Source organism: Legionella lytica, assembly GCF_044626755.1.
Lineage (GTDB): Bacteria > Pseudomonadota > Gammaproteobacteria > Legionellales > Legionellaceae > Legionella > Legionella lytica_A.
This window is the reverse complement of sequence record NZ_JBGORX010000001.1, coordinates 1,374,604-1,401,514: the sequence shown is the minus strand read 5'-3', so window position 1 is coordinate 1,401,514 and position 26,911 is coordinate 1,374,604. Positions and strand designations below refer to the sequence as shown.

Here is a 26,911-nt window from a genome sequence, read left to right as displayed (position 1 = left end):
CCTACCAATTCCTGAATTTATTGGGAGGACAATAAAGTCCCTGCGATATGTCTACCAAATCATGGATGCTCTTGGCAGCAAGCAAGTCACGGTCCGCGTCTTTTAAGCTGATTTTTAAATCTTCGGGACGTTGGATGACTCCTCGATTGCGTAGCTCATCAACCAGGGATTTATCTCGTTTTAACCCCATGGGGGTGTAGCCGGCAACGCCGCGAATTGCCTGTTCGCGCTCTTCTAAATTGTTACATAATAATAAGTTGGCAATTCCTTCTTCGGTAACGACATGGGAAATATCATCCCCATAAATCATGACTGGGGGTAAGTCGGCTTGCATCTCTTGTTGCAATTCCCAGGCATCAAGCTTTTCGACGAAAGTAGGTTTTCCTGCATTTTGGAAGGTTTCAACCATCTGAATTACCAGCTTACGGCCACGAGGCATTGCTTGCGGATTATGGCTATTTTTTTCCTGTCCTGCTTTAAGCCAAGCATAAGAGGAATGACGTCGTCCAAGAGAGTCACAGCCCATATTCGGTGCTCCTCCAAAACCGGCGATACGTCCTTTGGTTGCCGTAGAGCTATTTGCTTGAGGATCCATTTGTAGTGTGGCGCCAATAAAGACATCACACGCATAGTGCCCGGCGAGTTGGCCAAAAAGACGATTGGAACGTAAAGAGCCATCACGGCCGGTAAAAAAAACTTGCGGGCGGGCACGTACGTACTCATTCATGCCTACCTCACCCCCCACACAAAAAATAGACTCAACAAAGCCGGCTTCTATTGCAGGTATTAACGTCGGTAAGGGGTTAACCATCCAATGTTTGCAAATGGTTCCTTTCAACCCTAAGGATTGCGCGTACGTGGGGAGAATTAATTCAATGGCGCAGGTATTAAACCCCACGCCATGATTTAAACGATTGACCTGATAAGGTGCATAAATGCCCTTAATAACCATCATAGCCATGAGTATTTTTACTTCATCAATTAAGGCAGGATCGCGGGTAAATAAGGGTTCAATATAGGCAGGATTAGGCGCCTGAACTACCGCATCAATCCAGCCACCCGGAATATCAATTCGGGGAAGAGAATCGACTACTTCGTTGACCTGAGCGATGACTAAACCATTTTTAAAGGCAGTTGCCTCAACGATACTAGGGGTTTCCTCGGTATTTGCTCCCGTATAGAGATTACCTTGATGGTCGGCCTTTTCTGCGGTAATTAGGGCTATATTTGGGGTTAAATCCATGGCATAACGTGCATAAAGCTCGTTGTAGGTATGGATATTACCAATTTCTATTTGATTTCGTTGAATCATAATAGCCAGGCGTGTTGCCTGAGGGCCGGCAAAAGAAAAATCGATTTTCGCGGCAATTTTACGCTCAAATAGATCTAAGTGCTCGGCAAGCGTTACAGCCGATTGGATCATATGTAGGCCATATACTTTTTTAGGGTTCATGGCGCAGAGGCTGCGGGCAAGAAAGTCGGCTTGTTTTTGGTTATCACCTTCGAGACACACTTTGTCGTAAGGTTTAATCGCAGCTTCCAATAAGGTTATGATGTCTTTTTCTAAGACGATTTTTCCATTTAAAAAAGGTTTAATATTTGTAAGCCGCAGCTCGTAATCTTGGCGATCTTTAATCCAATCCATAGTGGTCTCAGCGAAGAGTAAAATCCCTTAATGAAATAAATGTAGCACAATTATATTTTATCAGCACTATGCCATCGCGAATTGTCTACGTCGCAGTAGTCTACTGCCAGCCACTGCAGTGCAGGATATGGGTACACAGGGGGTTCTATCGAAAGATGAAGCTGATTCAAAGTAGGGCTTATGGTTTTAGAAATTTTTGAAAATTTCAGAGTGCGTGTTAAGGTGCTCTGTCGGTGATTATAGCTGCCCCCTTAAATGGGAAAGAGCCAGGTGTTCTGCGAGTGATTAAAGTGCCCACTTACATGAGATAGAGCCGTTTTATTGTGGATTTACTAAACGTTGGAAGAGTCACCGGAGGAATTTAACTTTGATGGTGGCCAGAGACGGAATCGAACCGCCGACACGAGGATTTTCAATCCTCTGCTCTACCGACTGAGCTATCTGGCCCCAACGGGATGCATTAAACCGTTTTATGGCCTTAGAGTCAAGCATTGATTTCATTTTTTTTGAAAAAATCTGAGGCCACTCAACAGTTTGGATTATTATGTTTCAAAATGGGCTAATTTGGTGTATATCCAGCAGGTTTGTCTGAACCCTCACCGAAGAAATATTTTTGCATTTCTTCTTTTAAAAATTCTCTTGATTTGGGCTCAAGCAAATTTAAGCGATATTCATTGATTAACATGGTTTGATGAGATAGCCACATATTCCAGGCCTCTTGCGATACTTCATTAAAAATTCGCTCTCCCAGGGCTCCCGGGAAAGGGGCTTTTAACATACCTTCTGCATCACGCTTTAATTTACAACAATGTACGACTCTAGTCATAATTTACCTCTTATAACGGTTATGATTCTCTGTAAAATGTCGGAGAGTAGGATAATAGGCCACAGGATTAGGACCTATTAGAAAGGGTGTAGTTTACTGTGGATTAACTAATTTTGTAACCTTTTTAGTCGGAGCGGGTTTTTACTTGCCCCAATAAAATATGTTGGGATAATATTTGCTCTTGTTCATCGGTTAAACCATTAAATGTTACTGCGGTACGGTAATGGTGTTCACTTTGATATTGGCTATAAACCACGGTGGCCTCTAAAATAATGGGGATCATTTTGGGCTTGGTATAGATAACCATCTTTAAATTGGTTTTTTCTTTAATTAGTTCGGTGGTTTTAAATGCCATGCCGCCAAGGCTAATGTTTACTTTACGCATTTGAATGGTATTGGTCATCAGCATTTGTCGAGACAAATAATCTATTTTGGTATTCAATAAATTAAGATAGTGCGCTAAAGCAGGATCTTTTAAAGCAATAGCTTGAGTTAATTCAGCCAATTCGTAGTCAATATTTTGGAAGTAATGGGATGCTTCTAAATAGCGCTGTCCGTTTTTACCCAATAATTCGTCGACAACGGCTCTATCTGAGCACATTTCACCGGGTTCCATAATTCGGTAGTTAAAGTATATATAATCCTCGATACGGAAGTGTTGTCGTCGTTCATGTATTGGCATAATAACTCCATTTATTCAATATACTTTAATACTCTCTGTATTAGATGAGTTGGTCTTTAAAAGATCAGCTTACTTATAATATAGACAATTTTTAAAGCATTGCTAAATATAAATTGGAAAAGAGGTATAATATAACTTGTTGGCCTGAACTGTAAGACTTACTTGCTTTTTCTTTGTTTAACTTATTGAGTTTATTAAAATAAGCGCTCCTCCTTGAGCACTTTCTTTTGGCACTAGCAAACTGCGGCTAGGGAGCTTTGAGCGGAAGGATTAGTGGATTCAATCTCTTCCGCGGCTACTTCCGCCATCAATGAATCTCCTTTAAAGACAATACTGGTGCCATGTAAGGTCCTTCTATTGAAAAATCTATTTTCTTTTCTTACTTGATAAGAGCTGGGTTGTTGTTTTTTAGCGGCGGCAAAAAATCGCAGAGTTGCTTGGGCCTTTGCTTTATGCTCAATTTTTTTCTCTTCTGCATCTGCACCTATTTCTGGAGTAGCATTAGAGATTGGATTGGGATTAAAAACTACACTGCCGGAATTTTCCTCTTCCTCTCCGTCTTCTTCAGTACTTTCGGGGATACTCTTAATCACGACGCTACTGGATAGTGATTCCTCATCGCTTTCGGCTTTCTTGGTTTTGTTAATCACGATGCTACTGGAGAGTGATTCCTCATCGCCTTCTGATTTCTTGGTTTTCTTAATAACGATACTACTCGAAGGCGATTCATCTCCCAATGATTCCTCAGACAACTCTGAAGGCGATGTAAGGAGGGGACTACTGACCAATGCTTCTGGGGACTGCTTATTTGTGACAGATTCTACCTCATCGATACCTTCAGTAAGGATTGTCGCAAATGCTGTTTTTATTTCCTTCATATTCGCTTGTAAGAAATCGATGACGTGTTGAGATTGCTTTGCTCCCAAATGTTGCAGATGTGTTTTAGATAAGGATATAAATGGAATAAAATGGGATTGGAATTCAGCTCCTGAAAAATTTAAATCAATTTTTATTTGCGATACATCAGTTACCTGAGGTACACGGAAGTAGCCGAAGGATACGTAATGAATCAATTTCTGAGTGAAGCTAGCATGTGGCCAGTCTTGCTCTAAAAGCATTTTTTCAATGGATTTTGAAATATTTGCAAAATAAGTTTTCGAGCATTGTTCATAGCATTTAATGGCTAGCTTTTCTGCAAGTCGATTCAGACGACATTCCTGAGGGTCACGAAGATTTAATTGAATAAAGATGGGATTGGCTTGTTTTAATAATTCTTCATTACTTAACCTATTATTTAGTAGTGCCTGAATTTCATTATATTCTTTTTCAAGTCCTACCGAGGTTGAAGGCAGCATACTTTCTACGTCGTCATAAAAATTAATCGGTTGCTTGCCGACGGTTTTTAATAATTTCTGCATTTGACTGATGGACAGTCTTTTACCTTCTTCTGGACGAGTCAGTTCGCGAATGAGCAAAACATAGTTCTTTACCTGATTGTTACCGTCTTTAAAATAAGACTCTATATCGCAGTCATGACTCCAATAATCATCGGGCAGCTCATCCAGTTTCGTCAATAGTAAGAATTCTTTAAGAGCCATACCTACTTGGTATGACATAAATTGTTCCATATCAAAGCGGGTTTTATAGGCCTTAGCAATATAGGAATCCTGGTCTTCATTAAGACAGTCAGAATATTCTTGTGGTGCATATTGAGGGGAGGAACGTAAATTGGATGCGAGTTGAGACTTTCCGCTCACAAAAGTTTTTCTATCCGCAACAAGTAAGCGATTATTATGAGCCAGGAAGTTACTTAATTTTATATCCGGATGGTAAACATCCGCTTCTTTTAACTTGATACAAAAGTTATTAATTCGTTCAAAATAATGTTTGGCTCTGCTTAAAATGAAAGCGGTGTTTTTGTCTTTTAATCTTTTTGCCACACTTCGGAGATCACCTTCTTTGGCAAATTGACTTAATACCAATGGTTTATAGCAGACATCCCCATCTGAATCTTTGAACTCAATCATCGAAAATGCTACATCATCAGCAAAATAATCAGTCACCTCATAAGACTGTAATTTTTGTTCAATACCTAATTGAGGGCGGTCTTCGATACGCAGGACAAACCGTTTGGATTCTTCTTTTTTAGATTCTTCTGCGGCAAATTGCTCTTCAAGCACCTTAATGTCTAAGGTGAAGTTAAAATTATTTACCTGGTGACCACCCAAAACATTGGTTTGATAATTTGCGCTTTCATCCTTATTATGACCTTTAATTGCAGAGAGTTTCGCTTTGGCTCGTGCTAAATCACGGAAGTGTCTTTCCTTCGTTTCTCTATGTCTAGGTTGATTTTCTATTAAAGAGTCGATGCGGCAACATAGCGCAAGGTATAAGGTTTTGTCTTTTGCATCAAGAACTGTTTTTTCCAGCAGTTCATCTCGTTGTTGCATGAGCTGATGGAGATTATCATAAGAAGCATCTTTTTCTAAGGAAGGATAGGACCTTAGTCTGCTTTTTATGGCTTTTGCAAATTGGGAGCTTTTTAATAAAAATGAGCCATCGGGATCAATACCGTAAGTTGTTAAAAGTGATTCCCACGTTCCAGTGCGGTCGGGATGACCATTGCGCCAATTAAATAAGTTCTGATTTAAAGGAACTTTGTTTAATTGATATTGGATTCGTTGTAACTGAAAGATACGTTGAAGATGGTCATCTTGAGGAATCGCGTTAAATTGCTCAATAAAAGCTTTTAGCTGTCCTCGACCAAATTGAGGATAAGGAGGAAGCTTTGCAAATACCTGGCTTATACGATAGTTCAATTCGAGAAATTGCGTTCGGCAACGCTCAAAAGGCACATTTTGCTTTAATAATTGATTGAGTTTTTCTGTTAATTTTTGTGCACTTTCTTCTCTAAGCGTTATAGGCCGTTGCTCTGTACTGTTAGCTACTACATCAGCAAATTGGGTTGTTTGTAACAGGGGTTCTGCCAGCGGATTAATCTCAAAAGACATTAACAGCGCTTGCCAGCTTCCTGCTTCTTCTGAGCTGGCATTTATCCAACGAGTTAATTCTGCATCACCTCGAGCATGTTTCACTAAAAAATTAATTTTTTGAAAATAAAAACAGCGTTCTAGATAATTTTCCCTAGGGGTCTCATTAAACTTTTCTATAAGTTTTTGAATTTCGGGGTTATTGGCTTGATCAAATAGATTGTTTAACTGAGTCATTGCTGCTCCGGACAAAAAGCGATAATGGTATAAAAAGGTCCTAGTTGAACCTTAAAAATAAATCTGATTAAATTTAACACAGACGGATGTACTATTCAAGAGCACAGTGATTATTTTTGAATTTTAAATGGGAGAGCAGGCCTGATTAAATCTGGTTTCAGAACGAGATAATTACTACCACCACTACCTGGTTTTGTGCTTTAATAACACTCATTCGTTATTCCCATTTGAAAAGGTTTGTCATGACTTTTGTCGTAACTGAAAGCTGCATTCGTTGTAAGTACACCGATTGTGTTGAAGTCTGTCCTGTGGACTGTTTTTATGAAGGGCCTAATTTTTTAGTAATCCATCCTGATGAATGCATTGATTGTGCTCTATGCGAGCCAGAATGTCCGGTGAACGCTATTGTTTCTGAGGATGATTTAACGGATGAACAACAGCAGTTTAAAGAATTGAATGCTAGATTGGCACAAAAATGGCCGAACATTACTGCGAAAAAAGATGCGCCCGAGGATGCAAAAGATTGGGACGCGGTAACTGATAAACTGCGCTATTTACAAGAAGAGTAGTAGAAATCACTTCTCTTAGCGAATCATGCCGGCACAGCCTCAGCGAAAAAGGCCGGCTTTCAACAGCCATCCCTGGATTTATGGCCAGAGCCCCTCAGTCTGATTTGGCCGAAGCTATTGCTCAGGCGATTGAAGATAAATCAATTTTAGTTGCCGAAGCAGGTACAGGAACTGGAAAAACCTTCGCCTACTTATTGCCCTGCTTGCTTAGTGGCAAGAAAGCACTCATTTCTACCGCAACTAAAACCTTACAAGATCAGCTTTATCAAAAAGATTTACCCACCTTGGTTCGTGCTTTAGGTCTTTCTACGCGTATCCAAAATTTAAAGGGCAGGGCAAATTATATTTGTCAGCACCGTGTTGAATTGCATGCCGAAGAGGGCCAGTTTCAAAGTCCGCAATGCGCTCATGAAGTGGCCCATGTGCGTAGTAAATTATCGCAAATGAAATTGGGTGATCGCTCGGAGTTACCGGAGTTAAGCGAAGATTCTCCCGTATGGCCGTATGTCACGTCAACGGTCGATAATTGTTTAGGGGCGGAATGTCCTAATTATGAAGACTGTTTTTTGGTGAAAGCACGTAAACGAGCCTTAACAGCCGATGTGGTCGTTGTTAATCATCATTTGTTTTTTGCCGATTCGCGTTTGAAAGATGAGGGGTTTGGGGAGCTATTACCTGGTGTTGATGTGGTCATTTTTGATGAGGCCCATCAATTGGCAGAAATTGCCACTCATTTTAATGGTGATCGCATTGGTACACGTCAATTTCGTGATTTAGTTGATGATGTAATTCGCGAATGGCCGGCGATTGATTTAGCGAACCAACCCTTAAAAGCACTAAGTTTCAAAGCAGATAAACTAATGGATGAATTAGTAACGTATGTTTCTACTTTTGATGAACGTAGCAGTTGGGAAGAGCTGAAACGTAATAAAACATTTATGGGGATTTGGGATAGCTGGCTGAGCTTACAAAATGAACTATTAGAATGTTTTGATGTAGAGGCGATTGCGGAAAAGCCCGGGTTAATTCGTTGTAAGGAGCGCTTAGAAGAGTTTGGTTCTGTATTGCAACTGTTTACCCAGACCCAAAATGATAAAATTCGTTGGTTAGAACGTTTTAAGCATACGTTAGTATTTCATGCAACGCCTTATACTGTTGCTGAACCTTTTAGTCAGTTACTAAAAAGACAATCGTGCACTTATGTTTTTACCTCGGCTACTTTAACCATGGCGGATTCTTTTGACTGTTTTTGTAATCCCCTGGGACTTGATGAGGCAAAAACCTTACTGTTACCCAGTCCTTTTGATTATCAGGAGCAAGCGTTACTTTATTTGCCGCGAGGCTTACCCGACCCTAAAAATCAAAATTATTATGATTTGCTGCTTAAACGAGTGATACCCATTATTGAGGAATTAGGGGGACGCTGTTTCTTCTTATTTACCAGCCATAAAGCGCTAAAACAAGTTGCTCAAATGATGGACGGTATTTTAAACTATCCGATATTAATTCAAGGAACGGAAGCAAAACCTATTTTGCTCGAACGTTTTCGCCAATTAGGCAATGCTGTTTTATTAGGTACGGCAACCTTTTGGGAAGGCGTTGATGTTAAGGGGGAGGCGCTTTCTTGTGTTATCATTGATAAATTACCTTTTTCCAGCCCAGTTGACCCAGTTACCCGGGGGCGAATGGCCTATTTAAAAGAAAAAGGGCTGTCTGGGTTTGATGAGTTATCCTTACCCAATGCGGTAATTGCATTAAAGCAAGGGGTAGGGCGTTTAATTCGCGATAATACGGATAAAGGCATTCTAGTAATTGCTGATCCACGCCTGACCGGTAGAGAGTATGGGCGACGTATTCTAGCCAGTTTGCCTAAACTTCCCAAAACACGTGATGAAGAAAAAGTTTTAAAATTTATTAGAGAGTTGGCATTGGATTATGAAACTGTTAGCGATTGATACATCAACAGAGCAAGCAAGTGTCGCGATATCATTTGGTGATGAGCTGCTGCATCAAGAGCAGGGGGCTCAACGAACCCAGGCGCAATTTTTGCTGCCTATGATTGATGAGCTATTGGCAAAAGCAAATACATCAATGACGCAGCTTGATGGGATTATTTTTGGCTGCGGACCTGGTAGTTTTACGGGCTTACGTATTGCTTGCAGTATTGCTAAAGGTTTGGCCTATGCGAATGATTTAGGCTTAATTCCGGTGAGCAGTCTGGCTACTATTGCTTGGGGTGCACGCCAACAGGCAGGGCATGCAGATTCCGCTGTATTGGCAGTATTAGATGCGCGCATGCATGAAATGTATTGGGCTTATTACCCGCCATCAGAGTATGTTGCAGAAGAACGTGTAAATCCAGTTGCTGATATTGCATTACCTTCTGAGCAAGCCGTGGTGCTGGCTGGGGCTGGTATTGATGAGTATTGGGCTGATTTTCCTGATGCGTTAAAGGCTCAAGTGAGTAATCGGTTAACCGTATACCCAAATGCTGCAGCGATGATTGAATTGGTTCTGGCTAAGAACCTACCCGCTATTGGTGTTGCTGATGCCCAGCCAGTATACGTTCGCAATCAAGTAACCTACGATAAGAACTCTTAAGTGAGTGAAGGAGATCTCGGTGGATAAAAAATTATTGGAAATTTTGGTTTGTCCTTTATGTAAGGGAAAACTTATTCATAAAAAAAATGAATTAATTTGTAAATTTGACCGTTTAGCATTCCCGATTCATGGTGATATTCCCGTCATGTTAGAGCATGAGGCGCGAGTGATTCCCTTAGAGGAAAAAGATAAGTTATAAATCCATTCGTGAGATTCTGGAGCTAACTAGAACACTAGATCCCGCTGGCAAGCAGCGGGGTCTAGGAGAAGGTGTGAAGAGCCCGGTGCAAGCAACCCGATTGTCATTATTTATTTATCAATAAGCTACACGTATTGTCTAATTGTTCATGCCATTTGGAGGCTTTATCTAGCCACGATTTATTGGGGGCAAGTTGTTCTGCTGCGGTAATTGCTGCGTGTGGTAATGGCGTAATGACTGCAGCGAAAAAGCTAATATGACTTCTGCTACTCAATAGACTTGTTTCTTGAGGGAGGTTTGCTAATTTTTTACCCAGTAGCGTTATCTTATTTCCTGCTTCTACTCCTTGTTCATAGGCTTGAATGCCATATGAGTATACATTATAGGCTCCTCCAGCCATGAGCCCCAGAATAAGCAGTGAGGGGGCCAAGGAGAATATAAGACTTAATAAAAGAACAGCTCCAGTAAATAACGCTGTGTTACAGGTACTATCTACGGTGGCAAGTAATTGTTGATTGCAGGCGGAAACTTGTTCAATAAATTTGACAATTTCGGGTTTTTTATTAATAAAACTAATGTTGCTAGAAATTTCTTGATTGTGACTTTGCGTGTTATTTATTGCCTGAAGATGAGTAAGCATCTTATCAATAATATAAATTAAATCAGCAATGTTGCCTTTGCGCATGTAGGTCATGGCAATGTTATAAAAAAGGTTTGATACGTTGGGCTCGGTGTTGATGAATTCACGGGCATAGGCAGCAACTTCTTCTGGGAAGTTTTTAGGTAATTCCCCCAGTGCTAAGCGCTTTTGTTTCCAAAACGCCATTCCTTGATTGTATGTGGGGAGTCCGCTGTCAAAAGTAGTATTTCGCATAGCAACAGATTTTAATAAACTCACGTACATGTAAAATTTACCAAAATCATCGGTGTCTTGATTGTCAATTTGTTGGCACAATAAATCTAACTTTTTTGATGGCATGATACTCTCTCAGGGGATATGGGATGAACTACCCGTATTAGGCGATGCGAATACGGGTTGCGTAGAGCTATAAACTCACTTCTTGACGTCGTTTGCGCCAGTAAAGTAAGACGGCAGGTAAGATCATTATAAAAATACCTATGGAGAAAACTAAACGGAAATGAGACGCGCTACCAAAATTCATGAACTCAACAGGGGGTATAAAACCCACAATTAAGGTCATAATACAGCCACATAGGCCTAAGATGCAGGTCAGATAATAACCAGGGTTACCCCCGGGTATGGCAAAGGGTCTTTGTACATGAGCAAATTTTGCTTTGAGCTTCCAGGCAGCAATAAACATCAATACATACATCATAATGTACAATTCAGTACTTAAGTCAGTGAACAACCAATAAATTGCATTCACACTGGGGAATAACAGAAAGCCACTGCATAATAGCGTTACCAATACGGCCTGGGCGATTAAAATACGTGAGGCAACGCCATGCTTATTTAATTTACAAAAGGACTTAGGTAAGAAATTATGGTTTGCGGCCATGAGCAAGCCCTTGGCAGGGGAGATAATCCAATTGATCATACTACCCAAACTACCTAAGAGTAAAAGAACAATCAAAATAGGCATGAGCCAAGTCAAATGATAAGCATGGAAGAAATTACTAAAGGCTTGCATTACGCCATCAACAAGACTGATTTTCTCTTTCGGTAATACGAAGGCAATCGCTAGTGAACCTAAAATCATCGTGGATAAGATTAGGATGCCTGAAAAGAAGAGCGCGCGCGGGAAGTTCTTTTGTGGATCTTTCACGTTACGCACGTGCACCGCAGCAAGCTCCATACCTAAAAACGAAGTCATAATGGCCGTAAGGGAAACCCAGGATTGGCTGTCTTTCCATTGGGGTAATAAATGCGGCAGACTGAAATCAATCGCAATAGGATTCCCTTTAATAACCCAGATAATAGCCAGCACAATAATAAAACCCATAGGGATAATCATGCCTAAAATGGCACAAATTCCAGCGAAATGGGCAGAAGCACGCAGTCCGGATAGCCCAATAAAGGTTAAAGACCAGAATATAGTGAGAATTACGGCAATCAAATAATATTTATTTTGCGCTAGTTCTGGATTGACTAAATAAGCTAAAGCACCAGCAATAAATGAAAGAATGGTGGGATACCAAACTAAGGTATTTATCCACTGTAGCCAGATCGTAAAAAAGGCCACATTTTCACCATAGGCATGATTTACCCAACTGTAAATACCACCTTCTTCTTCAGACCAAGTGGAGGCTAATTCGGCGGCAACCATGGCAACGGGAATCAAAAAAACAATGGCTGAAAAGATAAAAAAGAAAATTAACGACGAGCCGAACAATGCCGTACCGGGTAAATTTCTAATGCTATCAATAGCACCGGTTATCAAAAGGACTAAAGCAAGTACCGAAATTTTTTCTGAAGACCAGTTGTTCATTAATTCGTTCGAGTTGTCAAAAGGGAAAGCATTATATACTTAAGATACTTTAAAATGCTATGTATGATATTAATTTCCTCTGATTTTAGAAACAAGTCCTTAGCTCAATTAGTTCGCAATACGGATTAATTAAATTAAAAGTAAAAAATCATAAAAATTATGGACTTAGGGGTGAAATGCAGGGTATTGTTGATATTCAAAATTAAGAATCCGTTGAATAGAATAGTACAGGACGCATTAATGAATATAAGGAAGTGTTTATTTTTACTGAATTCTTCGCTGGCATTTTTTTCTTTGGAATCCCAAGCATTTGCTGCCAAAGAACCATGTGGAGAAGTACTTGATCAAATTATATTGAAATACAAGCACATTAGTAGCCAGGACCAACCAGAGCTAGGTAACTTATGGTGGGATGGTTTTTCGCAAAAAAGTGGATTGCCGGTACACGCAGTGAAACCTATGGTTAGTGGTGCTTATCTGGTGGTTATTGATTCTGAAAAATTAAAGTACTTATCTTCTGCCAAAAACGTTTTAGTAGACCAATATTTTAATACGGCTTTACGTAAAGTATTAAAACAAGCTGATGTCCTATACGCGGATCGAGATATGCGTTATTGCTTAATTAAACCTCCAGTCCATGATGCGAGCACGGGCGCATCGTCCACAACGCTGCTGGCATCCATTTCTCATGCTTCTCAATGGGATGAGTTTAAGTATCCAGGAGTTATGTTAGAGTCGGCACCTGGTTTGTTAAATGGAGCTTGGTCGTTAACCTTGGGTTATGCGGCTCCTCCCGTTGCCATTTCTAATTTTGAAGCAATTAATTACAATCCTGACTTAGCCCCTAATATTTTGCCAGGTTGGAATTTTTCTAATAACAGTACTGATGTCAGCCAGCTGGGTGACGAGCATGGTACGCATACTGCCGGTACCATTGCTGCAACCGGCGCTGTCTCAGGGATTGTGGGAATGGGGCCTTTCCTGAAAATCCTACCTATTGTGTCCAATTCACTCTCAGATTTAGAGCAAGGACTCTATTGGGCTATGGGCAGGGACATTCCTGGGGTGCCTCATAACAATTACCCCGCCAAGGTTGCAACCATGAGTTTTAATTACCCAGCACACATTGGCTGCCAACCCTCTTTGCAAGAGGCTCTGGATGCGTTTATCCAAAAAGATGGGATTATTACGGTCAGTGCTGGAAATGACAATGTATCGGCATCAAACAATCCACCACGCTCATGCAATAATGTCATGGTGGTGGCAGCAACCCAAATTAATGGTTATCGTGCTAATTATTCAAATTATGGGCCACGGGTTACTATTGCTGCCCCTGGAGGAGAGCAGGTTGATGGACATCCTTGCGATGCCAATGGTATTTTATCTACAGTTTCTGCGGGAAGAGGATGCCAAAACAGTGGTTTTTCCTTTTATGAGGGAACCAGTATGGCAACACCTCATGTCGCGGGAATTGCGGGATTAATGTATGCTTTAAATCCTTACTTGAGCGCACAGGAAGTAAAAAGCATTCTATTGGAAAGTGTCGACCCTTTTGCTCCGACCCCAGATCCTCAACGTTCTTGCCTTGGTGAAAAGTCTTGTGGTGTTGGGATTATAAATGCCTACAAGGCGGTGAAACTGGTCACTTCAGGACACACAGTTGTTGCAGCGCCCTCATCGACTGATTTACGGTTGAAAAATTCTTTTGATCCCTTTAATCGCTGTCCTCGTAATTTCTATGTACCTACAGCGCGCTCAATTCCTTCGCCACTGGCAACTGCATGGGAGATTAACCAGGCGACTCGCGCATGTCAGCCTCTTTCTGCCTATGACAATCCTGTATTACAAGTTAATGGCTCACGCCTTATTGTCACTTATGGTCGTACGGTATTAACTTTGGCCACGCCTGGTGTAACTTGCAGTATTAACGACGTAAATGGGTTCATATGCTAATTTGGTCTGTAAGTGGTCTATGAGGCCACCAACAATTTGTTAGTGAGGTAGAGGAACTAAATGAAAAAGAATTTCTTGGTAGCAGCAATGCTTATTATATCTAAAGCCAGTATTGCGGCCTCTTTTTATGCTAAATTGGGTGCTGATTACTTATGGAGTCGTAGTGATAATTACTCCATTCAACGGACCGATCCAATTGCGGATTCTATGGCACCAGAACTAAGTGCTGGCGCTTTGGATAACAGTAACGGAGCGGGGAATATTGCATTAGGGGTGAGGCATTTGCTTAATCCAAATTGGCGGTTAAGCTTGGAGGCCTCTTATGTGCAATTATCCGGATATTCTAAAAATTTTAATCCCTTTATGGCAGGGCCCTATGAAAGCGATGATCTGATAAATAATTTTCATTCCTCTATGAATGGTAATGTGGTAGCAGCGATTGTGAATATGGATTACCTCGTTAAACCTGATTATTCAATTTACCTTGCTCCGGGGTTGGGTATTACCCACCTGAGTGCACATTCTCAATTAAATTATCAAGCTTATGATTACGAAGACAAGCTAGTGATGAAAGCACACAAGGCTCAAACTAATTTTAGTCCTCAGGTTGCTGTCGGCCTCAAATATGCCATGACACAGCATCTGACGCTTGACCTGGGATTAAGTTATATTTGGCTTGGAACAGTACGTTTTGGCGAGTTATCACGAGATCATGATGAGGAATCTAAAACGGAGGTCATTGCAAGGAATACTTATTTATTCGGGCCTAAGTTAAATTTTATTTATTATTTTAGCTAAGTTTTATTGGGCTAAGCCTAATGGCCAAGCCTAATGGCCAAGCCCAGATAGAGGGAGAGCTTTGGATTCCACGAACAAAAAGCGCAACCTCACTATGGATGTCTCATTAGGCTTTAGCAATACCACCATTTATCTATTTATTCTTATAACCATCCCGACAAGACGGTGATTTAGGAACAGCTTGATTTTTTTCCCATTCATCCGGAGTATAGAGATGCATGCTTAAAGCATGTAACCCTAGGTCAAATTCATTTGCGAGTAAATGATTAACTAAACGATGTCGGGCTACACGACTTAAATCAATAAATTTAGAAGAGACGGCCGTTATTTTAAAATGAGTTTCCGCACCTTGAGGAACATGATGGTTCGATGACTCATCATCAATATTTAAATAAACAGGGCTAAGCTCCTGATTTAACATTTTTTCTATACGTATTTTTCGTGACATACTAAATCCTACAATTTCCTGGAACATAGCGGTTGTTATTTTTTTCAGTTACAGCACAAACCCAAGTAATGGTTGTCGTAGGTGGCGTACCCGCACTGAGGAGTTCACCTTTCGATTTTGGACTCATCGTAATTGCAACATTTTGCGCGAGTGGGGTGTAATTAATGGTGATTACTCCAGTGTTTTTGGCAATACTGATACTTTTTACAATCGCCGTAGCAGGGGGGCTGGTCCATCCCATACTTAAATCAGTACTTCCGGTCAGGGCATTTTCAGAAACCGTAGTTTGTGCTGTAGTCGCTAGGCTCAAACCTTCGGTGACTCGGGCTTTAATTAGATAATCTTGATAGGCAGGTATAGCAAGGGAAGCAAGAACACCAATAATTGCTATAACGATCATTAATTCAATTAATGTTAAGCCTTTCTGTTTCATGTGTTGCTCCTAATGTAATCGTATGTGAGATGAGGCAGCAGGGGATAATTCCTGCTGCGCAAGTAAGCTTTTTTAAAGTTTCTTAGCCACTAACTGATTTTTTAAACGAACATAATCAGGTAAGCCATTAACGTACTCAGGATAGGCCTCACCTTGAATCAATGGGGCTAAATAACGTCGGCATGCCTCGGTAATGCCCATGCCATCTTCAGAAATATATTCTGCAGGCATGGCTTTTTCCTGATTGGCTACGTCTGCTAAAGGTACATGATTGATAGACCATTTATACGGTTCATCTTGTTCACGCACGATAATCGGCATGATCGCATTCTGACCTTTAACCGCATATTCAACTGCAGCCTTGCCTAAAGCATAAGCTTGTTCTACGTCAACTTTGGAAGCAATATGGCGTGCTGCACGTTGGAGGTAGTCTGCTACCGCCCAATGGTATTTATGGCCTAGTTCCGTTTTAACCAATTGAGCAATAACTGGAGCAACACCACCGAGTTGTGCATGACCAAAGGCATCACGTAAGCCGGCATCACTCAAAAATTTACCTTCACTATTACGAATTCCTTCAGAAACAACCACCACGCAATAACCATGCTCTTTAACACAGTCATCCACTTTTTTAAGAAACTTAGTGGGCTCAAAAGTGACTTCAGGTAATAGAATAATATGGGGTGGTTCGCTGGCATTTGCGCTGGCCAAGCCACCTGCTGCTGCGATCCAACCCGCATGACGTCCCATTACTTCAAGAATAAATACTTTCGTAGAAGAGGCGGCCATAGAGGCTACATCAAATCCTGCTTCTTTTGTTGAAATCGCCACGTATTTAGCAACAGAACCAAAACCCGGACAGGCATCCGTAAAGGGTAAGTCATTATCTACTGTTTTGGGAATTCCAATACAGGTAATTGGATAACCCATTTTCTCGCCTAATTGCGATACTTTATGTGCGGTATCTTGGGAGTCTCCACCACCATTATAGAAAAAATAACCGATGTTATGGGCCTTAAAAACTTCGATTAGACGTGCGTATTCATCCCCATCATTCTTCAATTTATAACGGCAGGAACCAAAAGCACCCGAAGGTGTTTGCATTAGTTTGGCAATATCGGCATCGGTTTCTAATGACGTATCGATTAACTCTTCATTGAGTGCGCCAATAATGCCATTTTTAGCAGCATATACTTTGCCGATCTGCTCAGGGTATAACTTAGCGGTTTGAATTACAGCACAAGCTGAGGCATTAATTACTGCAGTTACACCGCCTGATTGTGCATAGATAGCATTTTTTATTGTCATTTTTTCTCCTGCTTTATGAGTCTGGTCGTCTGATGCTAGCCTGTGTTTAAAAGTGCGTAATCCTAAGGTTAATATTTGCTGGGCTGAAAGCCCAGCTTAAGTATCATGTGACTTTTTAAAAGACTGAATTACCCGAGGTAATTCAACGTCGGGTGTGCTAATTAAAAAAATCAGCCCATTGTGGCTTGGCTATTAAAAATGTCAACAAAACTAAGTATTTTTTTCAGGGAGATTTTCATACTCACTAATTACCGCATCAATACTTTGAATTAATTCGGCAAAAGGAATAGCAAGCTCTTCAATAGAAGCTGGGCGAGCGGCCATTTTTTCTACCAGGATTACCTTCGCTTGTAAAGTTGGTACTCCCGAAAAGCAACATGCGCCGTGAAGTTTATGCGCCGCAGCACCAAGCTGTTTGATGTCTTTTTTATGCATGAGCTCAAGAAACTCTTCACGATTTTTATGTAACTCTTCAACAAATTGGCTTAAAAACTCTTCAGCAAGCTCTTGGTTTCCAGAAACTTTTTGTACGCAGAGTTGCCAATCAATAGCAGCATGTTTGGCTCGATCAACGATACGTAGAATATGCATCAATAATTGTTTTTCATCAATGGGCTTTTGCAAGCAAAGGTTGATACCCGATTTCTTTAACTCGGCATTATTGACATCACTGCTATTCGCACTAATTAGAACTACCGGAGTGTGTCGGTTGAGTTGGGAACGTTGACGAATGATACGTGCAGCGTCTAAACCATTTAGCTTAGGCATTTGCAAATCAAGCAGGATAATATCGTATTTTTTTTCATTGCAGGAAGAAACGGCCATCTCTCCATCATCTACTGCATCGATGTTGGCATGAGTTCCTAATAAGGAATCCAGTAGCATTTTATTTACGGGGTTATCTTCTGCGATTAACAAGTCTGGATGCAGAAAACGTAATTGTTCACGCAAGCCATCTAACTCATGATTCCCTTGTTTTTTTTGCGGGCTTTCATTAATGAGTAACTCAATTACATCTTGTAGTTTTTGGATGCTAATGGGTTTAAATAAAAAGCCATGTGCACCTAAGGCCGCATAATCATGAATGTGCCATTTAGAAATAAGTACATACGGGAAATGATTATGGGCGGCAATAATCTTTTCCATTTGCCGTTCACAGCCTTGATTTACGTTCAAGAAGGCCATTTTACAGTCCATGTTATCATCTAAAGCTTGCGGCAACTGGCTAAATGAACTCACGGAAATACATTCTATTCCCCAATAACCTAAGCCATTGCATAATGCTTCCAAATGGAGTGGATTATCATCGAAGCACAACACTTTAAAATGAGCAAAGCGGTGAGTTTGATTCTTTTCTATTTCATAAGCGGCTAATTTTTCTACTTTGATATGGGCGGTAAAGGCAGAGCCTTTATTTAGTTCACTGGTCATGCTTAAGCGACCACCCATTTCTTCACACAGTTTTTTACAAATTACCAGGCCTAAGCCAGAGCCCCCATAACGACGGGTAATGCTCGTATCTGCCTGATTAAATGCGGTGAATAGTTTACTTTGATCTTCAGGTGAAATCCCTAATCCAGTATCACTGATTGTAATGCACAGGGTGTAATCTTTTTCTGTTTCCTGTTCGATGTGTGTTCGTATAAGCACATAGCCATGATCCGTAAACTTCACCGCGTTGGTTACTAGATTGCTGATAAATTGTTTAATACGGAATGGGTCACCTAAGACTGTTTTAGGTACGTTAATGTCGGTAATGGGAATTAAATCAATCCCTTTTTTATGTGCAGCAGGGGCGGCTAAGGTAAGTACCTCATCAATACAATGGCGGATATTTAAGGGAATGCAATCCAGACGCAATTTTCCAGCATCAATTTTTGAGAAGTCGAGAATGTCATTAATAATGCCTAATAAATCTTGGGCAGACGCTTTAATAGTTTTGACATAATCCATTTGGAGCGGATCCAGTTTACTTTCAAGTAACACATTAGTAAAACCAATCACCCCATTCATTGGCGTACGAATCTCATGGCTCATATTGGCAATAAATTCAGATTTTTGCCGGCTTTTTTCTTCAGTTTTTTTCTTTTCTAAAGACAGTTCAATGTTCTTTTCTTCTAACAACTCCAGGCTTTGTTGTAAGTCTTCAGTAGCAACCTCAATATGTTGATTAAGATCTTTAATAGTCTCGAGGTATTTTTTTTGTAAATTGGCACAGCCTTTTTCAATAATGCCTAACTCACCTTTGCTGGTGGTTTTGATCTCGGTTTCAAATTCGTTACGCAGAATTTGTTTCATGCTACGACGCAAACGCGAGATGGGTAAGTAAATGCGTTTAGAAAGAAAATAATGGCTGGTTAATCCCATTAGTAAGCCAAATAAAGTAATAAAAATAGTAACAATCAACATTTGATAACGTTTGATTAACATGGAGCGTGTATCGATATCAATAGAAAGCCAGCCCAGAATATCATCGGCTTGGAATGCGGAGACATTTGCGAGTTTGCTACTAAAAGTCGTATTGGAGTACAGATTAAATTTAGGAATAGTGACTGGGGCGATGAAATTAATCGTGAAGGGGTTTATTTGTTTGCTTTCAATATAATCCCCAGTAAAGTCCGGAGGAGTAAAGGGTTGATGCAAAGAATGCTTGCCACCACGATAAGCCAGCAATTGTCCCTCGCTATTATAAAAGGCCAGTGCTTTAACCTCTGGGTTAATGGTTGAGGCATTAATTAAACCTTGTAGTGTACGGTCATCTCGGCGAAGCATGGCATACTGAGCTGCGGGTACTAGTTGACGAATATACGCTTCCCCAAGTCGTGACATATGTTGTTTTAGGTCATTACCAAAGAGGCCATTATAAAAAACTGCGAAGAGCAAGGCGACAAGAAAGGCGGGGATAAGGGTGGTAATTCTTAGTTGATATTTAATACCAATACTTTTCAAGGATGACTCCTGGGGGTAAATAATCGGACTTTTGGGTTCGGTGTATCACAACTTATTTGCAGCATTTAAGTCTCTATGTAAGGCGCTTCACCCAGACTACAAAGTCAGTTATTATATACTCAAAATGCTATTTTTAAAGTATTTGGTATGGCTTGATTATTAGTAGCTCCCAATATTACGTCATCCCGAACGACGTGTTTGAGCCATTTTCGATTATTTACCTAATAACAACAGAAGAGATTATGACTGTTAGAACTCGATTTGCACCAAGTCCAACCGGATTTTTACATGTAGGTGGTGTGCGCACTGCTTTATTTTCATGGCTTTATGCAAAGCGTCATAAAGGCGAATTTATTTTAAGAATTGAAGACACCGATAGAGAGCGCTCTACTCAAGAGTCCGTGCAAGCTATTTTAGATGGCATGAATTGGTTAGGATTGGATTGGGACGAAGGCCCTTTTTATCAAACCGATCGTTATGAACGTTATAATCAAATAGCACAGCAATTTCTGGATGAAGGTAAAGCTTATCGTTGCGAATGCAGTAAGGAGCGTTTGGAAACATTGCGCGAAGCCCAATTGGCTGCCAAGGAAAAGCCTCGATATGATGGTCATTGCCGTGATAAAGATTTACCGCAAACAGATAAGCCTTTCGTAATTCGCTTTAAAAACCCGCAAGAGGGTACGGTTTCATTCACCGATGAGGTGTATGGTGAAATTCATGTAGACAATAAAGAGTTGGATGATTTAATTCTAGTACGTTCTGATGGACATCCTACCTACAACTTTGCTGTAGTTATTGATGATTTAGATATGAACATTACCCACGTGATTCGTGGTGATGATCATGTAAATAATACACCAAGACAAATTAATTTATTTCATGCATTAAAAGCTCCTGTACCGGTATTCGCTCATTTACCTATGATCTTAGGTGATGATGGTAAACGTTTATCTAAACGCCATGGCGCCGTAAGTGTGTTGCAATTTAAAGAACTGGGCGTTTTATCCCATGCTTTATTAAATTATTTAGTTCGTCTTGGCTGGTCGCATGGTGATCAGGAAATTTTTAGCCTGGATGAAATGATTGCCTGTTTTGATCTTAAAAATGTGAGTAGGGGCGTTTCTAGTTTCAACTACGATAAGTTATATTGGCTAAACCAACATTATCAAAAAAATGACGACCCTCAAGAGGTTGCTAAAGCGTTGAGCTGGCATTTTGAACAAGCCGGCGTGGATTTATCTAAAGGTCCTGATTTAAAAGAATTGGTCGCGATTCAAGCTGAACGCTGTAAAAGCTTAGCGGAAATGGCTGAAATCAGTATGTATTTCTTTACAGATTCAATTGAATATAATGAAGATGCAGTGAAAAAGCATTTACGCCCAGTAGTTTTAGAGCCACTAATGGCACTCTATAAACGGTTTGAGGCGGTTACTGACTGGCAAAAAGACCCCTTGCAAGAATGCATTAATGATATTTGTGCACAATTTGATATTAACATGGGTAAAATAGCCCAGCCTTTACGGGTTGCAGTTACTGGTTCAAGTATGTCACCTTCTATTGATATGACACTGGTTTTATTAGGCAAATCTCGGGTGTTAAGTCGCTTACAAGGTGCTTTAGAACAATTAAAGATTCGTGCCGCGTCGAGCAATTAATTTACTAGCCTCGCATGGATCTAATCGTCGTCATTGCGCTTGCAATGGCGACATTTTTTTATCTGTTACGCACTCAATGAAACATACACTAACTCAAGGAACGATGAATGTTGAACATTAAATCATGTGCATTGGGAATCAGCTTAACCGCAGTTGTTCTTTCACCTTTTACCTATGCTGAATCCAGTTCAGCGCCTAAAGCCACGGATTTTTTACAAAAGGCGGTTGATGATTACTATAAAAAATACAGTAAAAAGGAACAATTTACTGCGGTTCAGGCTTCGATATTAGTCCCTCAACATCAAGGAATGAATCAATACGAGGTTAAAACAGCATTTATCGGGACTTTTGCTTTGCCGCCCCTTGCCAAAACGGTTAATGCAGACAGCTTATTTGATATTGGTAGTATTACTAAGTCTTTCACCGCATTAATGCTGTTGCAATTGCAATCGGAAGGTACATTGTCATTAGATGATCATTTAGGTAAATGGTTACCCCAATATCCTAACTGGCGTGATGTGTCATTACGACAATTATTAAATATGACCAGTGGGATTCCTAATTATTCAGCAGACGATGAGTTCAACAAAAAAATGGAAGCTAATCTAGCCAGGATTTGGACTGATGATGAGTTATTAAGTTATGCTCATCCAGAAAAACCATTACCTACGCATAGAAAAAATCTTTTTGAATACTGTAATACTAATTATATCCTTGCAGGAATGGTCATTGAAAAAGTGACTGGGGATTCTTTTGCAAACCAATTAAAGCTGCGCATTGTCAATGCCAAAAATGGCTTAAATCATACCTATTATCCTGCGGGCCCGGAGGGGAAGGCAACCCAAAAGGCTATTTCTTCACAGAAGGTACATGGTTATTATTTTGATGAAGCTACGCACAAGCTTCTCGATACGTTTGACAATGATCTTTCGTGGGCAGGAGCTGCGGGGGCGATTGTGGCCAATACCCAAGATGTGGTGCAATGGGTGCAATTATTGTATCAAGGCAAGTTAATTGATGCGTCTCATAGAGCACAGGCACTTACAGAACTGGAATCTGTAGTGTCAACGAGCACAGGGCTTCCAATACCAACGGTATCTGCCGAGGAGCCTCGAGGGTTTGGCTTAGGCATTGGCTCCTATTACGATAAAGAACTTCAACAAAAATTCTGGGTTTATAAAGGCAGTACTTTAGGGTTTAGAGCGATGTATTTCTGGCAACCTTGTAATAATGTAACCACTGTAGTTGCATTAAACAGTAAAGGGGGAGAAGGTAATCCAGATTCAAAATTAGGTGATGAGATTCTGAATGCAAACCTTAAGTTATATAAGCTGATCATCAAGTCGCATCCTGAATTAAAATGTATGCTTTAATGGGTAGCCCGTATTAGCGCAGAGTAATACGGGCTATAAGTGGGTATGCTCAGATGGTTAAATTCTTAATCTAAACTATGCTAAGATTCCCGTCGTCTTTTTTGCCAGTGAGAAATTATGCCTAATGACCTCATTACCATTGATATAAATGAAGACCAATTTTTTATTGCCATTGCTAAAACTGAGGTGCATTCATTTATTCTTTTTGGCGTTTATAATCAGTTCACGGTAAAAAAATTATTAAGTCGAGTAGGAAAGGCATTTTACCATAATCAACTAGATGACTCTTGCCTCGAAGAGTCGACTCGATTGTTGCAGCTTTGCACCGTCGGTGTTCCTGCTCGATTGATGGATGAACGAGTGGTTAGACGGAGCTGTGCATCCAAGGGAATTAATTATCAAGCTTATGATATTCGTTACGAACAATATTTAGAATATTTAGAGATGCTAGGCAAGTTAAGTACGGAAGATAATTTTTTTAGCTGTTATCAGCCATACCATAAGTCAGATGAGCAAATTAAACTTAAGCTGGATGTGGTTACACCTACGCAGGGCTCGGATGCGAGGGTAGATAAAATAAAGGATAGCGTGACTAATTTAAACCTTGGAAATACCTGTCGTCATAGCGCAATTGAATTAGTAGAAGCGGTGCAAATGCAGCCAATTTCTGCTTCAGTCTCCACAAATTTCTTTCAAAATCTACCCTATCAAACAGAGTTAATGTATGGGCACCCAAGCATTACCATTCCCTTTTATGTACTTCCTGTCCCTCCCTCCGCTTACATTGGATTGGGGGATGAAAAAGAGCAAATTCTTAGGGATCTTTATGCAGGGATGGAACGTCTGCCGCTCATTGCGCCTCACGAACAAATAACAATGGATAAATTTAGCCGACTTAAAGAGTTATATAATGATATTGCTGGACCGCAAAAAGATCTGAGCCTTGATCAGTTGCTCCAAAATATTCAGGAGTGGAAGAGTAAAAATCGTGTCGTGTTAGATTCCTTAAGAGAAAAATTTTGGGTTTTGGATTCCTTTTTTAAGAGGACACCCGCTACTATGTTGTTAGTCAATAACTTAGAGTCTAGGTTAGAAAAACTGATAGGTTCTTCGTTGTCAATGAGATGTTAACTTAAATCAAAGGAGTGAAAATGAAGTTCTATTATTGCAAATCGGCTTGTTCTTTGGCAGTGCGAATTATTTTAAATGAATTAGATTTTAGTTATCAGGATGTGGAAGTTGATTTAAAAGCTAAAAAAACAAAAAATGATGAAGATTTTTGGGCGATTAACCCCAAAGGAGCAGTACCGGCAATTATGCTTGATAATGGTCAAGTGCTCACTGAAAACCAAGTTATTTTACAATACTTGGCAGATACAGCCAAAGAGCAAAAAGTTTTAGCACCTATAGGGGATTTGAAGCGATATCATACTTTAGAGTGGCTAAATTACGTGGCTACTGAATTGCACAAATCCATTGGTATGTTTTTTAATCCAGCGTTGACTGAAGAAATGAAAAAAGACATTTACATGCCAATGATTCAGGCTAAGTTAAAATTTGTGAATGAGCATTTAGGCAAAAGCACCTATTTAATGGGTGAACAGTTCACCCTTCCTGACGCTTATTTATTTGTTATTTTAAGATGGGCTTATTATTTTAAAATGGATCTATCAGCGGTACCACACATAGAAAAATTTATGCAGCATTTAAAAACTCGCCCTTCAGTAGCAAAAGCATTACAACAAGAACAAGTGTAATCGTTCTCTGCTAGGCCCTGCGCTTGTCCTGTTCTTTCGCAGATCATTGCTCTGTAGTTCTGCGCTTTATTTCTACGTCCCGCCTAACACGCGGGAGCCATAAACTCTGTATCAGAACCCTGGATTTCGCGGTGCTGGTACAGGACTCCTTGTTTCATAGAAATGCTGGTTATAGATAAGAAGTTTGACTGCAAGCAGGTATTCCATTGCTAATGGCGTTTTAATACACGAGCAAACGGCAGTTTAAATCTTTACCCGAGCATGGGTTTTGTGCAATAATGTTCTTTTTTGAACAATTCGAGGGTTCCATATGCTGAAGGAAAATGCATTTACAGCTGAGTTGGATTTGAAGTTTTTTGAACATGCAAATTTTGAATCACAGACTGGGATTCCTCCATCCGCTCAAGCGTCAATTATCGCACGTAATGTATTGCGTGTATTAATGATGGGGTGGACCGACTCTTGGAAAGAATTATTAACCCCAGTAGTTTTTCATGCCGTTTTTATTGAGCGTAATCCTGCGTTTTTAAAAGAAATGCGCAGGGCCTTCCAAGAAGGTTTCTTCGAGCTCTTTAATCAATTAAAAGACCAGCAATTTAATGAAAACCAAGCAGAGCAAATACAATTCTATTTAAGCAATTGTTTGGCATTGTTGCCTTATAGTGATTTAACTCCTTATGAGTCGATAAGCATTCCGCAATGCATTGCTGATAAATGGAGTCTGGTGGAATACGTAGTAAAACCAATTGAATTAACCACTGGGAAAGAGCGTGATTCGGATCGGGTTTTTGCCTATGGTCTCGAACCGTTAATCAATCGGCATGCGGAGCCCCATTTAATCTTTATGGGTACTACTTATCCTGCGGGACAAGGGTTTTTAACCCAGATTAATTCCGATGCTCGAGGTTTTGAATCAGTTGGAACTTCTTTATATAAAACAGGCAGAGAACGTATTCATGAGTGGTTGGCATTGCAGCATAACCCTGTCCATGTGTGTGGAACAAGTCTTGGGGGCTCGTTAAGCTTATTGTTAGCGATTGATCGTGGTGATTATCAGTTAGCACGTGTCGATGCCTTAAATCCTGCTGGATTACACGAGTTACAGCCTACAAGTAAGACAGATCATTGGGATTCATTGTTGCCTAAGCCTCGCGTTGTAGTGCAGAAACAGGGAAATGATCCGGTTTCATATTTTGGTTTTTGGAAAGATGATTGGGAAATAGTAGAGGTGATACCTCCTAAAAATAAACAAGGTCCAAACTCAGTTACTGATCATGCATTAAATTATGCAGGCATTAAGGGGACCCGATTTAGCTATATTAGTGCCAATGAAGATAATGCCAAACGCAGCTCACGCAATTTTTGGATTTTTTCCGTTGCTCGCAGTGCTTTTTATTATACTATTATGGTTCCTTATACCTATGTAATTCGTCCAGCAGCTTATTTTTTAGCGAGAAACTGGCCTTTGTTGTTCTTAGCTCCCATTGTGGCCTTAGCGTCCTATGCTACCTTTCTTGGCGGTGTGCTAGCCCTGGGATTGGGCGTTGCTGCAACGGGGCTTGCTTTGTTGGGTGCTGCTATTTTTGAGCGTATTTTTCAAAGTACTCCACAACCGCATTACGCCAAAATGCATGATCCTACTCTTCCTAGAAATGAAGAGTTAGACGTTTATAATCAAGAAAATGCCCTTGATGTTAAGCTAACTTATCGTGATGTAAATACTTATTATAAAATGATGCGTATGGCGAAGGGCAAAGAGTTTTTACCTGAACATGACCGGCCTTCAAAATACGTGAGCAATAGGACGAAACGAGAATTACTTGCTGCAAGTGAGGATCCTCTAAATGCTGATGTTGAGGTGACTTTACGTATACCCAAAGCCAAAATAATACAAATGCATCATGCTTTTTGCTTATTTGGTAAAGCCAATGGTGAGGAAGCGCGTCTTGCTGAAGTATTGAATGCCAGCTATAAAGAGTATGTGAGTGGAAAAATGTCGAAATAAGCGAATTTACCGTGGCCAACCACGGTAAAA

21 protein-coding genes, 1 tRNA gene and 1 pseudogene are annotated in these 26,911 nt (G+C 40.3%); 12 read left to right on the top strand and 11 right to left on the bottom strand.

Annotation, left to right across the window (positions count from 1 at the left end):
* Window position 1 precedes the first annotated feature (1 nt).
* The gene (mdcA, locus tag ACD661_RS05850; protein WP_400186892.1) at window positions 2-1,645 is read right to left on the bottom strand and encodes a malonate decarboxylase subunit alpha; all 1,644 of its coding nucleotides are present in this window, start codon (window positions 1,643-1,645) and stop codon (window positions 2-4) included.
* A gap of 131 nt (window positions 1,646-1,776) precedes the next feature.
* On the opposite strand from mdcA, the pseudogene ACD661_RS05845 reads away from it, so the two are divergent.
* Window positions 1,777-1,882, top strand: a pseudogene (locus ACD661_RS05845) (transposase); the annotation flags it as partial.
* A gap of 134 nt (window positions 1,883-2,016) precedes the next feature.
* On the opposite strand, the gene ACD661_RS05840 reads toward ACD661_RS05845, so the two are convergent.
* The 4 genes from ACD661_RS05840 to ACD661_RS05825 all read right to left on the bottom strand — a co-directional run bounded on the left by ACD661_RS05840 (window position 2,017) and on the right by ACD661_RS05825 (window position 6,380).
* Window positions 2,017-2,092 (bottom strand) — tRNA-Phe (locus ACD661_RS05840).
* Window positions 2,093-2,204: 112 nt separating this feature from the next.
* Window positions 2,205-2,471: an oxidative damage protection protein gene (locus ACD661_RS05835; protein WP_400186891.1), complete on the bottom strand. Its 267-nt coding sequence runs from the start codon at window positions 2,469-2,471 to the stop codon at window positions 2,205-2,207.
* Between the two features lie 124 nt (window positions 2,472-2,595).
* Window positions 2,596-3,153: a PilZ domain-containing protein gene (locus tag ACD661_RS05830; RefSeq protein WP_058535562.1), complete on the bottom strand. Its 558-nt coding sequence runs from the start codon at window positions 3,151-3,153 to the stop codon at window positions 2,596-2,598.
* Window positions 3,154-3,386: 233 nt separating this feature from the next.
* Window positions 3,387-6,380, bottom strand: coding sequence for a hypothetical protein (locus tag ACD661_RS05825; protein ID WP_400186890.1), 2,994 nt, complete (start codon window positions 6,378-6,380; stop codon window positions 3,387-3,389).
* Between the two features lie 242 nt (window positions 6,381-6,622).
* Here ACD661_RS05825 and fdxA point away from each other — a divergent pair, with 242 nt between their 5' ends.
* The 4 genes from fdxA (at window position 6,623) to ACD661_RS05805 (ending at window position 9,749) form a co-directional block, all read left to right on the top strand.
* Window positions 6,623-6,949 (top strand): ferredoxin FdxA, encoded by a 327-nt coding sequence (gene fdxA / locus ACD661_RS05820; RefSeq protein ID WP_400186889.1) that lies wholly within the window; start codon window positions 6,623-6,625, stop codon window positions 6,947-6,949.
* Window positions 6,950-7,029: 80 nt separating this feature from the next.
* Window positions 7,030-8,904, top strand: a complete 1,875-nt coding sequence (locus ACD661_RS05815) for a DNA repair helicase YoaA (protein ID WP_400186888.1) — start codon at window positions 7,030-7,032, stop codon at window positions 8,902-8,904.
* Window positions 8,885-9,550, top strand: coding sequence for a tRNA (adenosine(37)-N6)-threonylcarbamoyltransferase complex dimerization subunit type 1 TsaB (tsaB, locus tag ACD661_RS05810; RefSeq protein WP_400186887.1), 666 nt, complete (start codon window positions 8,885-8,887; stop codon window positions 9,548-9,550). Before ACD661_RS05815 ends, tsaB begins: the two co-directional genes overlap by 20 nt.
* Before the next feature lie 19 nt (window positions 9,551-9,569).
* Entirely contained in the window at window positions 9,570-9,749 is a 180-nt protein-coding gene (locus tag ACD661_RS05805) for a Trm112 family protein (RefSeq protein ID WP_252579404.1), read from the top strand.
* Window positions 9,750-9,855: 106 nt separating this feature from the next.
* On the opposite strand, the gene ACD661_RS05800 is transcribed toward ACD661_RS05805, so the two are convergent.
* Both ACD661_RS05800 and ACD661_RS05795 read right to left on the bottom strand, forming a co-directional pair.
* On the bottom strand, window positions 9,856-10,728 hold the full coding sequence (locus ACD661_RS05800) for a hypothetical protein (RefSeq protein WP_400186886.1): 873 nt from the start codon (window positions 10,726-10,728) through the stop codon (window positions 9,856-9,858).
* Between the two features lie 67 nt (window positions 10,729-10,795).
* Window positions 10,796-12,199: an APC family permease gene (locus ACD661_RS05795; protein ID WP_400186885.1), complete on the bottom strand. Its 1,404-nt coding sequence runs from the start codon at window positions 12,197-12,199 to the stop codon at window positions 10,796-10,798.
* Window positions 12,200-12,439: 240 nt separating this feature from the next.
* On the opposite strand from ACD661_RS05795, the gene ACD661_RS05790 reads away from it, so the two are divergent.
* Window positions 12,440-14,152: a S8 family serine peptidase gene (locus ACD661_RS05790; protein WP_400186884.1), complete on the top strand. Its 1,713-nt coding sequence runs from the start codon at window positions 12,440-12,442 to the stop codon at window positions 14,150-14,152.
* A gap of 60 nt (window positions 14,153-14,212) precedes the next feature.
* Window positions 14,213-14,950, top strand: coding sequence for an outer membrane beta-barrel protein (locus ACD661_RS05785; protein WP_400186883.1), 738 nt, complete (start codon window positions 14,213-14,215; stop codon window positions 14,948-14,950).
* A 133-nt stretch (window positions 14,951-15,083) separates the two neighbouring features.
* On the opposite strand, the gene ACD661_RS05780 is transcribed toward ACD661_RS05785, so the two are convergent.
* The 4 genes from ACD661_RS05780 to letS form a co-directional block, all read right to left on the bottom strand.
* Window positions 15,084-15,398 (bottom strand): BolA family protein, encoded by a 315-nt coding sequence (locus ACD661_RS05780; RefSeq protein ID WP_400186882.1) that lies wholly within the window; start codon window positions 15,396-15,398, stop codon window positions 15,084-15,086.
* Between the two features lies 1 nt (window position 15,399).
* Window positions 15,400-15,831: a pilin gene (locus tag ACD661_RS05775; protein ID WP_400186881.1), complete on the bottom strand. Its 432-nt coding sequence runs from the start codon at window positions 15,829-15,831 to the stop codon at window positions 15,400-15,402.
* Between the two features lie 72 nt (window positions 15,832-15,903).
* Window positions 15,904-17,139, bottom strand: a complete 1,236-nt coding sequence (locus ACD661_RS05770; RefSeq protein WP_400186880.1) for a 6-phosphofructokinase — start codon at window positions 17,137-17,139, stop codon at window positions 15,904-15,906.
* A gap of 210 nt (window positions 17,140-17,349) precedes the next feature.
* Window positions 17,350-20,088, bottom strand: coding sequence for a two-component system sensor histidine kinase LetS (gene letS / locus ACD661_RS05765; RefSeq protein WP_400186879.1), 2,739 nt, complete (start codon window positions 20,086-20,088; stop codon window positions 17,350-17,352).
* A 242-nt stretch (window positions 20,089-20,330) separates the two neighbouring features.
* Here letS and gltX point away from each other — a divergent pair, with 242 nt between their 5' ends.
* The 5 genes from gltX to ACD661_RS05740 all read left to right on the top strand — a co-directional run bounded on the left by gltX (window position 20,331) and on the right by ACD661_RS05740 (window position 26,881).
* Window positions 20,331-21,746, top strand: coding sequence for a glutamate--tRNA ligase (gltX, locus tag ACD661_RS05760; protein ID WP_400186878.1), 1,416 nt, complete (start codon window positions 20,331-20,333; stop codon window positions 21,744-21,746).
* 107 nt (window positions 21,747-21,853) lie between these two features.
* A complete protein-coding gene (locus ACD661_RS05755) occupies window positions 21,854-23,119 on the top strand; it encodes a serine hydrolase domain-containing protein (protein ID WP_400186877.1) in 1,266 nt (421 codons plus the stop codon).
* Between the two features lie 117 nt (window positions 23,120-23,236).
* The gene (locus ACD661_RS05750) at window positions 23,237-24,250 is read left to right on the top strand and encodes a hypothetical protein (RefSeq protein WP_400186876.1); all 1,014 of its coding nucleotides are present in this window, start codon (window positions 23,237-23,239) and stop codon (window positions 24,248-24,250) included.
* Between the two features lie 20 nt (window positions 24,251-24,270).
* Window positions 24,271-24,876 carry a glutathione transferase GstA gene (gene gstA / locus ACD661_RS05745; protein WP_400186875.1) on the top strand — a complete coding sequence of 202 codons (606 nt, stop codon included), beginning with the start codon at window positions 24,271-24,273 and terminating at the stop codon, window positions 24,874-24,876.
* Window positions 24,877-25,186: 310 nt separating this feature from the next.
* A complete protein-coding gene (locus tag ACD661_RS05740) occupies window positions 25,187-26,881 on the top strand; it encodes a hypothetical protein (RefSeq protein ID WP_400186874.1) in 1,695 nt (564 codons plus the stop codon).
* The last annotated feature ends 30 nt before the right edge of the window (window positions 26,882-26,911 follow it).

Coding starts and splice junctions, on each gene's coding strand:
- mdcA (WP_400186892.1), bottom strand. CDS start 1,645: ATGGATTGGATTAAAGATCGCCAAGATTACGAGCTGCGGCTTACAAAT.
- ACD661_RS05835 (WP_400186891.1), bottom strand. CDS start 2,471: ATGACTAGAGTCGTACATTGTTGTAAATTAAAGCGTGATGCAGAAGGT.
- ACD661_RS05830 (WP_058535562.1), bottom strand. CDS start 3,153: ATGCCAATACATGAACGACGACAACACTTCCGTATCGAGGATTATATA.
- ACD661_RS05825 (WP_400186890.1), bottom strand. CDS start 6,380: ATGACTCAGTTAAACAATCTATTTGATCAAGCCAATAACCCCGAAATT.
- fdxA (WP_400186889.1), top strand. CDS start 6,623: ATGACTTTTGTCGTAACTGAAAGCTGCATTCGTTGTAAGTACACCGAT.
- ACD661_RS05815 (WP_400186888.1), top strand. CDS start 7,030: ATGGCCAGAGCCCCTCAGTCTGATTTGGCCGAAGCTATTGCTCAGGCG.
- tsaB (WP_400186887.1), top strand. CDS start 8,885: ATGAAACTGTTAGCGATTGATACATCAACAGAGCAAGCAAGTGTCGCG.
- ACD661_RS05800 (WP_400186886.1), bottom strand. CDS start 10,728: ATGCCATCAAAAAAGTTAGATTTATTGTGCCAACAAATTGACAATCAA.
- ACD661_RS05795 (WP_400186885.1), bottom strand. CDS start 12,199: ATGAACAACTGGTCTTCAGAAAAAATTTCGGTACTTGCTTTAGTCCTT.
- ACD661_RS05790 (WP_400186884.1), top strand. CDS start 12,440: ATGAATATAAGGAAGTGTTTATTTTTACTGAATTCTTCGCTGGCATTT.
- ACD661_RS05785 (WP_400186883.1), top strand. CDS start 14,213: ATGAAAAAGAATTTCTTGGTAGCAGCAATGCTTATTATATCTAAAGCC.
- ACD661_RS05780 (WP_400186882.1), bottom strand. CDS start 15,398: ATGTCACGAAAAATACGTATAGAAAAAATGTTAAATCAGGAGCTTAGC.
- ACD661_RS05775 (WP_400186881.1), bottom strand. CDS start 15,831: ATGAAACAGAAAGGCTTAACATTAATTGAATTAATGATCGTTATAGCA.
- ACD661_RS05770 (WP_400186880.1), bottom strand. CDS start 17,139: ATGACAATAAAAAATGCTATCTATGCACAATCAGGCGGTGTAACTGCA.
- gltX (WP_400186878.1), top strand. CDS start 20,331: ATGACTGTTAGAACTCGATTTGCACCAAGTCCAACCGGATTTTTACAT.
- ACD661_RS05755 (WP_400186877.1), top strand. CDS start 21,854: ATGTTGAACATTAAATCATGTGCATTGGGAATCAGCTTAACCGCAGTT.
- ACD661_RS05750 (WP_400186876.1), top strand. CDS start 23,237: ATGCCTAATGACCTCATTACCATTGATATAAATGAAGACCAATTTTTT.
- gstA (WP_400186875.1), top strand. CDS start 24,271: ATGAAGTTCTATTATTGCAAATCGGCTTGTTCTTTGGCAGTGCGAATT.
- ACD661_RS05740 (WP_400186874.1), top strand. CDS start 25,187: ATGCTGAAGGAAAATGCATTTACAGCTGAGTTGGATTTGAAGTTTTTT.